Consider the following 12,455-nt stretch of genomic DNA (forward strand, 5'->3'; position numbering starts at 1 on the left):
CATGGCAAAAGGCAAGTTTGAACGTACCAAGCCGCACGTGAACGTGGGTACGATTGGTCACGTTGACCACGGCAAAACGACGTTGACGGCGGCGATCACGACCGTTCTGTCGACCAAGTTCGGCGGCGAAGCCAAGGGCTACGACCAGATCGATGCAGCTCCTGAAGAAAAGGCACGCGGCATTACCATCAACACGGCTCACGTCGAGTACGAAACGGAAWCGCGTCACTACGCGCACGTTGACTGCCCGGGCCACGCCGACTACGTCAAGAACATGATCACGGGCGCTGCCCAGATGGACGGCGCGATCCTGGTCGTGTCGGCCGCTGACGGYCCSATGCCGCAAACGCGYGARCAYATCCTGCTGAGCCGCCAGGTTGGCGTGCCGTACATCATCGTCTTCCTGAACAAGGCTGACATGGTTGACGACGCCGAGCTGCTCGAGCTGGTGGAAATGGAAGTTCGCGAACTGCTGTCCAAGTACGACTTCCCGGGCGACGACACCCCGATCGTCAAGGGTTCGGCCAAGCTGGCGCTGGAAGGCGACAAGGGCGAACTGGGCGAACAGGCCATCCTGGCCCTGGCTGCCGCGCTGGATTCGTACATCCCGACGCCTGAGCGTGCCATCGACGGCGCGTTCCTGATGCCGGTTGAAGACGTGTTCTCGATCTCGGGTCGCGGTACCGTGGTGACCGGCCGTATCGAACGCGGCATCATCAAGGTCGGCGAAGAAATCGAAATCGTCGGTATCGTTCCGACGGTCAAGACGACCTGCACGGGCGTGGAAATGTTCCGCAAGCTGCTGGACCAAGGTCAAGCTGGCGACAACGTGGGCATCCTGCTGCGCGGCACCAAGCGTGAAGACGTCCAGCGCGGCCAAGTGCTGGCCAAGCCGGGYTCGATCACCCCGCACACGGACTTCACGTCCGAGGTGTACATCCTGTCCAAGGAAGAAGGCGGCCGCCACACCCCGTTCTTCAACGGCTACCGTCCCCAGTTCTACTTCCGCACGACGGACGTGACGGGCACGATCGACCTGCCGGCCGACAAGGAAATGGTTCTGCCGGGCGACAACGTGACGATGACCGTCAAGCTGCTGGCCCCGATCGCCATGGAAGAAGGTCTGCGTTTCGCCATCCGTGAAGGCGGTCGTACCGTCGGCGCCGGCGTCGTCGCCAAGATCCTGAAGTAANCTGCGCCCCGCTGCCATTCAGATTGGTGACCTTGACGGCGGTATCTGCTGGCCCCGATCGCCATGGAAGAAGGTCTGCGTTTCGCCATCCGTGAAGGCGGTCGTACCGTCGGCGCCGGCGTCGTCGCCAAGATCCTGAAGTAATTCGGATCTACTAAGCAGCACCCAACCAGCGAGGGCGTGATCCCGCCCTCGCATCTCGTTCTTTAGGAAACGCCATGAAAAACCAAAAGATCCGCATCCGCTTGAAAGCCTTCGATTACAAGCTGATCGATCAATCGGCCGCCGAAATCGTCGACACCGCCAAGCGCACGGGCGCTGTCGTCCGCGGTCCGGTGCCGCTGCCCACGCGTATCCGTCGCTATGACGTCCTGCGTTCGCCGCACGTCAACAAGACGTCGCGTGACCAGTTCGAAATCCGTACCCATCAGCGCCTGATGGACATCGTTGATCCCACCGACAAGACCGTTGACGCCCTGATGCGTCTGGACCTGCCGGCCGGCGTCGACGTCGAAATCGCGTTGCAGTAAGACGCTCCGAGCCTGCTACCTTCGCCGGCAGGTTCGTCAAGAATGGCCGCACTCCCTCGGGATTGCGGCCATTTTGTTTTGCGGCTGCTGTGACAGAGGTGAGCAGGCGCTCACTCTCGTGCAATGTGCGCCATCAGGCCATGCGCGTATCTGGCCGCAGATCCGGGCACGCAAACCGTGGCGAAAATGCCCACCGCCGCATGCCTTGAATCCGCTAAGTGCTTGTGCCGCTTAGAAAAAACATGCTAATATGCGAAGCTTGCCATTTTGTGGCAAGTCTAACTATGGATAAAGCGAAAACCGCCCTGCAGTTCGAGGTCGGCGCGCCAAGTCCAGGTTGAACATAGTCGTAGGGCAAAGGCCGTTACCTTTTGCCTGATTAGCCCCGACCAATCGCAGTCGGGAATGGAGAAAACGATGTCGAATTCGACACCCACGCCCGCCGCTCACCGGCTGGGGCTGGTGGGTCGCAAGGTCGGCATGACCCGCATTTTTACCGAGGAAGGTGAATCCATCCCGGTGACCGTGCTGGACGTGTCCAACAACCGCGTGACCCAAGTTAAGTCGCTGGAAACCGACGGCTACGCCGCTATCCAGGTGGCTTATGGCACTCGTCGTGCCTCGCGTGTGGCTCAGCCGCAAACGGGCCACTACGCCAAAGCCGGCGCTGAAGCCGGTAGCATCCTCAAAGAATTCCGCCTTGATCCCGCTCGCGCCGCTGAATTTTCGGCCGGTTCCGTGATCGCCGTGGAATCCGTGTTCGAAGCCGGCCAACAGGTCGACGTCACGGGCACGACCATTGGTAAGGGCTTTGCCGGTACCATCAAGCGTCACAACTTCGGTTCGCAGCGCGCGTCGCACGGTAACTCCCGTTCGCACCGCGTTCCCGGCTCGATTGGTCAAGCTCAGGATCCGGGTCGTATTTTCCCGGGTAAGCGCATGGCTGGTCACCTGGGTGACGTCACCCGCACCGTTCAAAACCTCGACGTCGTTCGCGTTGACGTTGAGCGCGGCCTGCTGCTGGTCAAGGGCGCTGTCCCCGGCCACGCTGGCGCCGACATCGTTGTGCGCCCGGCCATCAAGGCCCCGGCCAAGAAGGGAGCGTAAGTAAATGGATCTCAAGCTCCTGAACGACCAAGGTCAGGCCGCTGCTACGTTCAGCGCGCCCGACACGATCTTCGGCCGTGACTTCAACGAAGCGCTGATTCACCAGATCGTCGTGGCTTTCCAAGCCAACGCGCGCTCCGGCAATCGTGCTCAGAAGGACCGTACGGAAGTCAAGCACTCCACCAAGAAGCCCTGGCGTCAAAAGGGTACCGGCCGCGCTCGCGCCGGTATGACTTCGTCGCCGCTGTGGCGTGGCGGTGGTCGGACTTTCCCGAACTCGCCCGAAGAGAACTTCAGCCAGAAGGTCAACAAGAAGATGTACCGCGCCGGGATCCGTTCGATCCTGTCGCAGCTCGCTCGCGAAGACCGCATCGCCGTCGTTGAATCGTTTGATCTGGAATCGCCCAAGACCAAGGCAGCCGCTGCAAAGCTGAAGAGCCTGGGTCTGGACTCGGTCCTGATCATCACCGACAGCGTCGATGAAAATGTTTACCTCGCCACCCGCAACCTGCCGCACGTTGCCGTTGTCGAGCCCCGTTATGCCGATCCGTTGTCGCTGGTCCACTACAAGAAAGTGCTGATCACCAAGCCGGCCATCGCTCAACTCGAGGAGATGCTGGGATGAACGCTGAACGCTTGATGCAAGTCATTCTGGCTCCGATCGTGACCGAAAAGGCCACGTTCGTCGCTGAGAAGAATCAGCAAGTCGCTTTCCGTGTCGTGGCTGACGCTACCAAGCCGGAAATCAAGGCTGCCGTCGAACTGCTCTTCAAGGTGCAGGTCGAGTCCGTGCAGGTCCTCAACCGTAAGGGCAAAGTCAAGCGCTTTGGCCGATTCGTTGGCCGCCGCCGCAATGAGCGCAAGGCCTACGTCTCGCTCAAGGACGGCCAGGAAATCGACTTTGCGGAGGTGAAGTAAATGGCCCTCGTAAAAGTTAAGCCGACTTCGGCTGGCCGCCGTGGCATGGTGAAGGTTGTCAGCCCGAACCTGCACAAGGGTGAGCCCTACGCGCCGCTGCTCGAAAAGAAGACCCGTGGTTCTGGCCGTAACAACAACGGTCACATCACGATCCGTCATCGTGGCGGTGGTCACAAGCAGCACTACCGTATCGTCGACTTCCGTCGCGATAAGGACGGCATCCCGGCAAAGGTCGAGCGTCTGGAATATGACCCCAACCGTACGGCGCACATCGCACTGCTGTGCTACGCCGACGGCGAACGTCGTTACATCATCGCTCCCCGTGGCCTGGAAGTCGGTGCAACCGTGCTGTCGGGCACCGATGCTCCGATCCGCGCTGGCAACACGCTGCCGATCCGCAATATCCCGGTCGGTACGACGATCCACTGCGTCGAAATGCTCCCCGGCAAGGGTGCCCAGATGGTCCGCTCGGCCGGCGCTTCCGCCGTCCTGCTGGCTCGCGAAGGCATCTACGCTCAGGTGCGTCTGCGCTCGGGTGAAGTCCGCCGTGTGCACATCGAATGCCGCGCCACCATCGGTGAAGTCGGTAACGAAGAACACAGCCTGCGCCAAATCGGCAAGGCCGGTGCAATGCGTTGGCGCGGTGTCCGCCCGACCGTTCGTGGCGTTGCCATGAACCCGGTGGATCACCCGCACGGTGGCGGTGAAGGCCGTACCGGTGAAGCACGCGAGCCGGTCAGCCCGTGGGGCACTCCGTCGAAGGGTTACAAGACCCGTCGCAACAAGCGGACGAACAATATGATCGTCCAACGGCGCAAGCGCAAGTAAGAGGCGAACACTATGTCACGTTCGATCAAGAAAGGCCCGTTTGTCGATGCTCACCTGATCAAAAAGGTGGACACGGCCGTCGCGGGCAAAGACAAGAAGCCGATCAAGACCTGGTCGCGTCGTTCCACGATCCTGCCCGAGTTCATCGGTCTGACGATCGCTGTGCACAACGGCAAGCAGCATGTTCCCGTGTACATCAACGAGAACATGGTCGGTCACAAGCTGGGCGAGTTCGCGCTGACCCGTACGTTCAAGGGTCACGCCGCGGACAAGAAGGCGAAGAGGTAAGCGATGGAAACTACTGCCATTATCCGTGGGGTTCACATCTCCGCACAGAAGACCCGTTTGGTTGCGGACCTGATCCGTGGCCAGAAGGTCGGCCGTGCCCTGGAAATCCTCACCTTCTCGCCGAAGAAGGCTGCCGTCATCCTGAAGAAGGCTGTCGAGTCCGCCATCGCCAACGCCGAGCACAACGACGGCGCCGACATCGACGAACTGAAAGTCACCACGATTTTTGTGGACAAGGCTCAGTCGATGAAGCGCTTCTCCGCTCGCGCCAAGGGCCGCGGCAACCGTATCGAGAAGCAGACCTGCCACATCACGGTCAAGGTCGGAGCTTAAGGAGTCACGATGGGTCAGAAAATTCACCCCACTGGGTTCCGTCTCGCGGTCACCCGTAATTGGTCCTCGCGTTGGTTCGCCGACGACAAGGCCTTCGGCTCGATGCTGGCCGAAGACATTCGCGTTCGCGAGTACCTGAAGAAGAAGCTCAAGAGCGCCTCCGTTGGTCGCGTGATCATCGAGCGTCCCGCCAAGAATGCCCGCATCACCGTCTACTCGGCTCGTCCGGGCGTGGTGATCGGCAAGCGCGGCGAAGACATCGAAAGCCTGAAGGCTGATCTGCAGCGTCTGATGGGCGTGCCCGTGCACGTCAACATCGAAGAAATCCGCAAGCCGGAAACCGATGCTCAACTGATCGCCGACTCGATCTCGCAACAGCTCGAGAAGCGCATCATGTTCCGCCGCGCCATGAAGCGCGCGATGCAGAACGCCATGCGTCTGGGTGCCCAAGGCATCAAGATCATGAGCTCGGGCCGTCTGAACGGTATCGAAATTGCTCGCACCGAGTGGTATCGCGAAGGCCGTGTGCCGCTGCACACCCTCAAGGCCAACATTGACTACGGCACCTCCGAAGCCCACACCACGTACGGCGTGATCGGCATCAAGGTCTGGGTCTACAAGGGCGACATGCTGGCTAACGGCGAATTGCCGCCGGAAACCGCAGCCCCGCGTGAAGAAGAACGTCGTCCGCGCCGCGCTCCGCGTGGCGATCGTCCGGACGGTGCTCGCACCGGTCGTCCGGGTGGTCGTGGCCGCGCTCCCCGCAAGGCGGATGCTGCTCCGGCGCCTGAAGGAGAATAACCATGCTGCAACCCTCCCGCAGAAAGTATCGCAAAGAGCAGAAGGGCCGCAACACCGGTCTGGCGACCCGTGGTACCCACGTGTCGTTCGGCGAGTTCGGCCTGAAGGCTACCGGCCGTGGCCGTCTGACCGCTCGTCAGATCGAAGCTGCTCGTCGCGCCATCAATCGTCACATCAAGCGTGGCGGCCGTATCTGGATTCGCATTTTCCCGGATAAGCCCATCTCGCAGAAGCCTGCCGAAGTCCGTATGGGTAACGGTAAGGGCAACCCGGAGTACTGGGTTGCTGAAATCCAGCCCGGCAAGGTGCTCTACGAAATGGAAGGGGTTAGCGAAGAGCTCGCGCGTGAAGCTTTCCGCCTGGCCGCTGCCAAGCTGCCGATTTCGACCACGTTCGTCGCGCGTCATATCGGTGCTTAAGGAGTACTAACATGAAAGCTAGCGAACTCCGTTCGAAAGACGCCGCCGAGCTCGGCAAAGAGCTCGAAAGCCTGCTGAAGGCACAATTCGGTCTGCGCATGCAGAAAGCCACGCAGCAACTGGCCAACACCAGCCAGCTGCGCAACGTGCGCCGCGACATCGCTCGCGTCCGCACCTTGCTGACCGAGAAGGCAGGGAAATAAAGATGAGCGAAACTCAAAACACCCAAGTGGCCAAGCGCCAGCGCACGCTGGTTGGCAAGGTCGTCAGCAACAAGATGGACAAGACTGTCGTCGTTCTGGTTGAGCGCCGCGTCAAGCACCCCATCTTCGGCAAGATCATCATGCGTTCCGCGAAGTACAAGGCGCACGATGAATCGAACCAGTACAACGAAGGCGATACGGTTGAAATCGCTGAAGGCCGTCCCATCTCGCGCTCGAAGTCGTGGCGTGTGGTGCGTCTGGTTGAAGCCGCACGTATCATCTAAGTGAAAGCTGCACTTCGGAACGGTTCGCCGTTCTGATATAAAACGGCAAGGGCCAAAACCCTTGCCGTTTTTTTATGTCTTGCACTTGGGAAACCTGAAAGTAAGCATGCTCAGCGTCAGCAAATCAGCCCGGCTTGCCGGTGTGGCCCTGTGCTGGATGGTCATGACCGCCGGCGCGGCGATGGCCCAGGAGCGCGCTGCGCCCGTGCAGCCGGACCTGCCGCGGCCGGCACCGTCTCCGAAGCCGTCGCCATCGCCGACGGACGCGACGACGCTCGGCCAGCAGCTGCTGAACGCCGGGCCGGATCCGCGGGTGGAGCTGGACGGCAGATCCCGCGACCATGCTGCCATCTTTGGCTCCGATGACCCTGGTGAGCGGGCCTTGCTGGATCAGGAACGCGCGCTGCAGGCGCAGCGCGACCAGCTCAAGGTTCTGGAACGCGTGCTGAACGCGCCGCCGCCAGGCGCCGATTCCCATCCGCCCGCGATGATTCCCCTGACTTCCGGGCGTCCCATGAATGTGCCGCAGTTGCTGCCCGCGCCTTCGGGTTCGCAACTGGATCAGCAGCGCAGCGAAACCCGGCGCAGCGTCGACGACATGCAGCGGCGCGTCGACGGACTGAGACGGGAGGCAGATGCGCTGAGGCAGGGCGGCAAATAGCCTGGGCCTGGATCAAGGACAAGCGCCTAGGTCAGGGACAAGCGCCCGGGTCGCGCAAGTAAGTCGTACCGCAAGCGCGCGATCACCTGCGCGCTACGTGCGTCTTGCAAGCTCCCTGAGCCTTCCGGCGACACCGGTCGGAAAGTAGTACACCGACAGCACGAACAGAATCCCAAGCCACAGCAGCCAGCGATCCGGCTCGAACAAGAGCGCCAGCGGCGGGATGCCGGAGACGACCTCGTGCACGGCGTGCAGGCCGTCCTGCAGGTAGCTCTGGGCGAACACGAACAGGGTGGCGCCGACCACCGCGCCGTACATCGTGCCCATCCCGCCAATCACCACCATCAGCAGGATGTTGAGCATGATCTCGAACGACAGCGTCGTATCAGGGCCGTTGTAGCGCAGCCAGAGCGCGTACAGCGCGCCGGCCAGCGTCGCGAACGCGGCCGCAAGCAGGTTCGAGAGGCTGCGGTAGAGCACGGTGCGATAGCCGATCGCCTCGGCGCGAAAGGGGTTTTCGCGGATGGCTTGCAGCACGCGGCCAAAGGGCGAGTTCACGATGCGCAGCAGCATCACGAACAGCACCACGCAGACCGCTGCAATCAGGTAGTAGGTGATGATCCGCCCGTCCACGGTGACGCCGAACAGGGGCTCGGACAACGGGCGAAACGCGGGCCGCAGCATCAGCGGGACCTTGAAGTTCAAGCCGTCCTCGCCGCCCGTCAGTTCAGATAGCTGCGATACCAGCGTTTGAAACGCCGCGGCAACAGCCAGTGTGATCATCGCGTAAAAGATGGCGCGCACGCGCAGGCTGGCCAGACCGATCACCAACGCGAAGGCGAGCGACACCGCCAGGCCGGCGGCGGTGCCGGCAAGCACCGCGGTCCATCCCGGTTCCATGCGGATGCTGGCAATCGCCACGCCGTAGGCGCCGATGCCGAAGAACATGGTGTGCGCGAAGCTGACGATGCCGGTGTAACCCAATAACAGGTCGTAGCTCGCAACCAGGACGATGAAGACCAGGACCTTTGCCGCGACCGCCAACGCCTTGGGGCCGGGGAACAGGAAGGGCGCTGCGGCCAGCGCGGCCACGATTGCAACAAGCAGCAGCGCCAGGATCGCGCTGCGCGGCGGATCGCCGGAAAGCAGACGAAACGACATGTCGGCGGCTCCTAGCGGTTGGTGACCGGATACACGCCTTGCGGTCGCCACAACAGAATGGCGACCATCAGCGCGATGTTCGAGAACAGGGCGGCCTTGGGCATCAGAAAGCCGGTGTAGTTGGCCATCAACCCGACCAGCAATGCGCCGATCAGGCAACCCACGGTGGAACCCAGGCCGCCGATCATGATGACGATGAAGATCAGCACGTTCACCTGTGCGCCCAGCTGCGGCACGATCGACTGCTGATACATCCCCCACAGCACGCCGCCCAGGCCGGCCAGCATCGACCCGGCGACGAACACGCCGACAAACAGATGCCGGATCCGGTAGCCCAGGCTTTCGACCATTTCGCGGTCCTCGACGCCGGCACGGATCAGCAGGCCAAGCTTGGTGCGGTTAAGCACCCACAGCATGCCGCCCAGCACGATGAGGCCCACCGCCAGCGCGACGACGCGGTATTTCTCGATGGCGGCGTCGCCCAGCAGAAATGCGCCACGCAACGACTCCGGCAAGGGCAGCGTGATCGCCTGCGGTCCCCACATCATCTTGATGATCTCTTCGCCGATGATCATGCCGCCCATGGTGATGAGGATCTGCTTGAGGTGCTGACCGTAAACCGGGCGCACGATTACGCGCTCGAAGGCAAGGCCGACCGCGCCCGCCACCAGCATGCCCATGATCATGGCCGGCAGCACCGCGGCCAGATTGGTCCAGAGGCTGCCCGACTGCGTCCAGTCCGCCATGGAGCCCAGCACGGTGGCCGCCATGTAGGCGCCGATCGCGATGAAAAGGCCATGCCCGAAGTTCAGCACGTCCATCAGCCCGAAGACGAGCGTCATGCCCGATGCCACGATGAAGATGATCATGCCCATCGCCAGGCCGGCGAAGGTGAGCGTGACCCAGGTGGAAAACGACCCGACCAGCGGCAGCGCGATCGCGGCCAGCGCCAGCACCAGCAGCACGGGCATGAGATCCGCGCGCGCGCGGGGCAGGGGAGCTTCGATGTCCAGCGTGCTCATTGATGGCTTCCCAATGACAGGCCCAAGAGGCGCGTCTGCAGCGCCTCGTCCTCGGCCAACTCGGCCATCGTGCCCGCATGCACGACCTGGCCGTTGTCCATGATCGCCGCGAAGTCACCAACGCGGCGGGCGAAGTTGAAGTTCTGTTCGACCAGCAGGATGGTGGTGCTGGACTGCTTGAGTTCGATGAACGCGTCGATCATGTTCTGGATGATGGCCGGCGCCAGGCCCTTGCTGGGTTCGTCGACCAGCAGCAGGCGCCGCGGTTCGATGATCGCGCGTGCCATTGCCAGCATCTGCTTTTGCCCGCCCGACAGCTTGCCGGCGGGATGCAGCCAGAACTTCTTGAGCGCGGGGAAGAACCCGAAGATCCATTCCAGCCGCGCGGTGTCCAGTTGCGCGGCATTCCTGGCCATGCGCGCGGCCAGAAGGATGTTCTCCTTCACGGACAGGTCGCCGAAAATGCCCATGTTCTCGGGCACGTACGCCATGCCCATGCGCGCCATGTCGGGCGGAGAGGTGCGCGTGCCAGCACCGCCGATTGGTGTGCCGTCCAGGCAGACCTGGCCCTGCGTCGCGCGCCACAGTCCCATGATGGTGCGCAGCGTCGTTGTCTTGCCAGCGCCATTGCGCCCGAGCAGCATCGTCACGGCAGACGCCGGCACCGACAGGTTTACGCCGTGCAGGATGTGATACGCGCCGATGTGCGTATGGACGTCCTTCAGTTCCAGAAGCGGCTGCACGGTCATGATGCCTCCGGCGCGCTGATGCCCAGGTAGGCCTGCTGCACGATCGGCGATGCGATCACGGTGGCCGGGTCGCCATCGGCCATCAGCCGGCCGTTGTGCAGCACGACGATCCGGTCGGCCAGTTCGCGCACGACGTCCATCTTGTGTTCGACGAGCAGGATCGTCTTGGACGCGTCAGCCTTCAGTTCGCGGATGAGGTCCAGCACGATGGGCACATCATCCACGCTCATGCCGGCGGTGGGTTCGTCGAACATGAACACCGCCGGTTCCAGTGCGATGAGCATGGCGATTTCAAGCTTGCGCTGATCGCCATGCGGCAGGTCGGCGGCGGGTTGGTCGCGGCGCGCCGCGAGCCGCGTTCGCTCGAGCAGCGCGTCGGCGCGATCCATGAGGCCGCGATCGTCGCGCCACGTGCGCCAGAACCGGATGTGGCGCCACCCCATGCCCTGCTGCCGCGACTGCAGCGCCAGCCGCACGTTCTCGTGAACGCTCAGCCGAGGAAAGAGCTGTGTGAGCTGAAACGCGCGTCCCAGCCCCGCGTGCATGCGCGCCGGAGCCGACAGCGTGGTCAGATCTCGTCCGTTCAATGCCACGGTTCCGGCGCTGGCGCGTAGCTGGCCCGAGATCAGGTTGAAGTACGTCGTCTTGCCAGCGCCGTTCGGGCCGACGATGGCGGTCAAGGTGCCGGGCGCGTAGGCGCAGCTGACATCGTTGACCGCCACGTGGCCGCCGAACCGCACCGTTAGCGATTGGGTCTCAAGCATGAGTGCGAGGCATCAGCGCTTGTTCTGGATGGGAACGGCCATCTGGTCCGGCGTGATTTCCTTGACCAGGTCCTGCACCGCCCACGGCACCGACGGGTCGTTCTTGATCCGGAAGTGGTACATCGATTGCATGGCCTGATGGTCCTCCGGCCGGAAGGTCATCTTGCCCTTGGGCGTGTCAAAGCTCATGCCCTCCATCGCCTTGATCAGCGTGTCGGTGTCCGATTTGCCGCCCGTCTTGTTCAAGGCGGCAACGATGGCGATGCCCGATGCCATGCCGCCGGCCGTGAAGAAGTCGGGCGGCTGGCCGAATCGTTTCTGGTGCTCGGCCACCAGCCAGTCGTTGACCGGGTTCTTGGGGATGCCGTAGTAGTAATAGGTGGCGCCTTCCATGCCCGCCAGCGACTTGAGCGGCGTCATGGCCGTCAGCGTGTTGCCGCCCGTCGCGATCTCGATGCCGTAACGCTTGGGATCCAGATCGGCGATCTTGAACGGGTTGCCGGCGCCGGCCCACAGGATGAAGATGATCTTGCGGCCGGGCTTGTCCTTGAGCGCATCGAACAGCCGCTGCGCGCCGGCGGTGAAGTCCGTCGCGTTGGCGGGCAGGTATTCCTCGTGCACGATCTTGGCATTCTTGAGCGCGCCCTTGAATGCCTTCACACCGTCGCGGCCAAAGGCGTAGTCCTGCGCCAGCATCGCGATCGACGTGCCTTCCTGGTCGAATGCCACGGCGTTCGCGATGGCGTCCTGCGAGGAATTGCGGCCGGTGCGGAAGATGTACTTGTTCCATTTTTCGCCGGTGATCGAGTCCGCCACCGCCGGCTCCACGAGCAGGATCTTTTCGTATTCCTCGGCGATGGGCAGCATGGCCAGCGCCACGCCTGACGACGTGGGACCCACGGCGATGTCGGCGTTGTCGTCGGCATAGGCGGACGCCAGCTGCGCGCGGGCGACGTCGGGCTTGCCCTGGTTGTCCTTCTCGATGACGCGGATCTTGCGCCCGGCCACAGTCATGGTGCCTTGCGTGGCGTACTCAAGTCCCAGCATCAGCCCGTTCTGCGTCTGCTTGGCGTAGGCCTCCAGCGGGCCGGTCTTGTCATAGACATGCGCGACAACGAAGTCCTTTGCCGCCAGCGCGGAACTCATGCACAGGCTGGCCATTGCGGCGAGCAAAATGCGTTTCATGGAAGTCTCC

At 62.6% G+C, this 12,455-nt stretch carries 19 protein-coding genes; 14 read left to right on the plus strand and 5 right to left on the minus strand.

Features of this window, described 5'->3' with window-relative positions:
- Nucleotide 1: 1 nt before the first annotated feature.
- From tuf to ASD87_RS23075, 14 genes are all read left to right on the plus strand, one after another.
- Nucleotides 2-1,192, plus strand: a complete 1,191-nt coding sequence (gene tuf / locus ASD87_RS23015; RefSeq protein WP_056327033.1) for an elongation factor Tu — start codon at nt 2-4, stop codon at nt 1,190-1,192.
- Nucleotides 1,193-1,240: 48 nt separating this feature from the next.
- On the plus strand, nt 1,241-1,336 hold the full coding sequence (locus ASD87_RS26760; RefSeq protein WP_235512803.1) for a hypothetical protein: 96 nt from the start codon (nt 1,241-1,243) through the stop codon (nt 1,334-1,336).
- A gap of 74 nt (nt 1,337-1,410) precedes the next feature.
- The gene (gene rpsJ / locus ASD87_RS23020) at nt 1,411-1,722 is read left to right on the plus strand and encodes a 30S ribosomal protein S10 (protein ID WP_003806903.1); all 312 of its coding nucleotides are present in this window, start codon (nt 1,411-1,413) and stop codon (nt 1,720-1,722) included.
- Nucleotides 1,723-2,139: 417 nt separating this feature from the next.
- Nucleotides 2,140-2,829, plus strand: a complete 690-nt coding sequence (gene rplC / locus ASD87_RS23025; RefSeq protein WP_056327035.1) for a 50S ribosomal protein L3 — start codon at nt 2,140-2,142, stop codon at nt 2,827-2,829.
- A 4-nt stretch (nt 2,830-2,833) separates the two neighbouring features.
- Complete coding sequence (gene rplD / locus ASD87_RS23030) at nt 2,834-3,454, plus strand: 50S ribosomal protein L4 (protein WP_008168948.1); 621 nt, start codon at nt 2,834-2,836, stop codon at nt 3,452-3,454.
- Nucleotides 3,451-3,747: a 50S ribosomal protein L23 gene (gene rplW, locus ASD87_RS23035; RefSeq protein WP_006216557.1), complete on the plus strand. Its 297-nt coding sequence runs from the start codon at nt 3,451-3,453 to the stop codon at nt 3,745-3,747. The genes rplD and rplW overlap by 4 nt, the downstream gene beginning before the upstream one ends.
- Nucleotides 3,748-4,575, plus strand: coding sequence for a 50S ribosomal protein L2 (gene rplB / locus ASD87_RS23040; RefSeq protein ID WP_056327037.1), 828 nt, complete (start codon nt 3,748-3,750; stop codon nt 4,573-4,575).
- Between the two features lie 12 nt (nt 4,576-4,587).
- A complete protein-coding gene (gene rpsS / locus ASD87_RS23045; protein ID WP_006216555.1) occupies nt 4,588-4,863 on the plus strand; it encodes a 30S ribosomal protein S19 in 276 nt (91 codons plus the stop codon).
- Nucleotides 4,864-4,866: 3 nt separating this feature from the next.
- Nucleotides 4,867-5,196 (plus strand): 50S ribosomal protein L22, encoded by a 330-nt coding sequence (rplV, locus tag ASD87_RS23050; protein ID WP_006227021.1) that lies wholly within the window; start codon nt 4,867-4,869, stop codon nt 5,194-5,196.
- Nucleotides 5,197-5,205: 9 nt separating this feature from the next.
- Nucleotides 5,206-5,997, plus strand: a complete 792-nt coding sequence (gene rpsC, locus ASD87_RS23055; protein ID WP_008168950.1) for a 30S ribosomal protein S3 — start codon at nt 5,206-5,208, stop codon at nt 5,995-5,997.
- A 2-nt stretch (nt 5,998-5,999) separates the two neighbouring features.
- Entirely contained in the window at nt 6,000-6,416 is a 417-nt protein-coding gene (rplP, locus tag ASD87_RS23060; RefSeq protein ID WP_006389610.1) for a 50S ribosomal protein L16, read from the plus strand.
- 11 nt (nt 6,417-6,427) lie between these two features.
- Nucleotides 6,428-6,619 (plus strand): 50S ribosomal protein L29, encoded by a 192-nt coding sequence (rpmC, locus tag ASD87_RS23065; protein ID WP_003806912.1) that lies wholly within the window; start codon nt 6,428-6,430, stop codon nt 6,617-6,619.
- Between the two features lie 2 nt (nt 6,620-6,621).
- Complete coding sequence (gene rpsQ / locus ASD87_RS23070; protein WP_006216549.1) at nt 6,622-6,903, plus strand: 30S ribosomal protein S17; 282 nt, start codon at nt 6,622-6,624, stop codon at nt 6,901-6,903.
- A 106-nt stretch (nt 6,904-7,009) separates the two neighbouring features.
- Complete coding sequence (locus ASD87_RS23075) at nt 7,010-7,564, plus strand: hypothetical protein (RefSeq protein ID WP_235512796.1); 555 nt, start codon at nt 7,010-7,012, stop codon at nt 7,562-7,564.
- Nucleotides 7,565-7,657: 93 nt separating this feature from the next.
- Here the strand turns inward: ASD87_RS23075 and ASD87_RS23080 are convergent, their stop codons facing one another.
- Genes ASD87_RS23080 through ASD87_RS23100 form a run of 5 tightly spaced genes read right to left on the minus strand, consistent with a single transcriptional unit; the run spans nt 7,658 to nt 12,445 of the window.
- Nucleotides 7,658-8,725 (minus strand): branched-chain amino acid ABC transporter permease, encoded by a 1,068-nt coding sequence (locus ASD87_RS23080; RefSeq protein ID WP_056327038.1) that lies wholly within the window; start codon nt 8,723-8,725, stop codon nt 7,658-7,660.
- A gap of 11 nt (nt 8,726-8,736) precedes the next feature.
- Nucleotides 8,737-9,747: a branched-chain amino acid ABC transporter permease gene (locus ASD87_RS23085; RefSeq protein WP_056327041.1), complete on the minus strand. Its 1,011-nt coding sequence runs from the start codon at nt 9,745-9,747 to the stop codon at nt 8,737-8,739.
- Nucleotides 9,744-10,496: an ABC transporter ATP-binding protein gene (locus tag ASD87_RS23090; protein WP_056327043.1), complete on the minus strand. Its 753-nt coding sequence runs from the start codon at nt 10,494-10,496 to the stop codon at nt 9,744-9,746. The genes ASD87_RS23085 and ASD87_RS23090 overlap by 4 nt, the downstream gene beginning before the upstream one ends.
- Complete coding sequence (locus tag ASD87_RS23095; protein WP_056327045.1) at nt 10,493-11,260, minus strand: ABC transporter ATP-binding protein; 768 nt, start codon at nt 11,258-11,260, stop codon at nt 10,493-10,495. The genes ASD87_RS23090 and ASD87_RS23095 overlap by 4 nt, the downstream gene beginning before the upstream one ends.
- Before the next feature lie 12 nt (nt 11,261-11,272).
- Nucleotides 11,273-12,445: a substrate-binding domain-containing protein gene (locus ASD87_RS23100; RefSeq protein ID WP_056327047.1), complete on the minus strand. Its 1,173-nt coding sequence runs from the start codon at nt 12,443-12,445 to the stop codon at nt 11,273-11,275.
- Between the last annotated feature and the right edge of the window lie 10 nt (nt 12,446-12,455).

The sequence above is a fragment of the Achromobacter sp. Root170 genome (assembly GCF_001428165.1).
Lineage (GTDB): Bacteria > Pseudomonadota > Gammaproteobacteria > Burkholderiales > Burkholderiaceae_B > Achromobacter > Achromobacter mucicolens.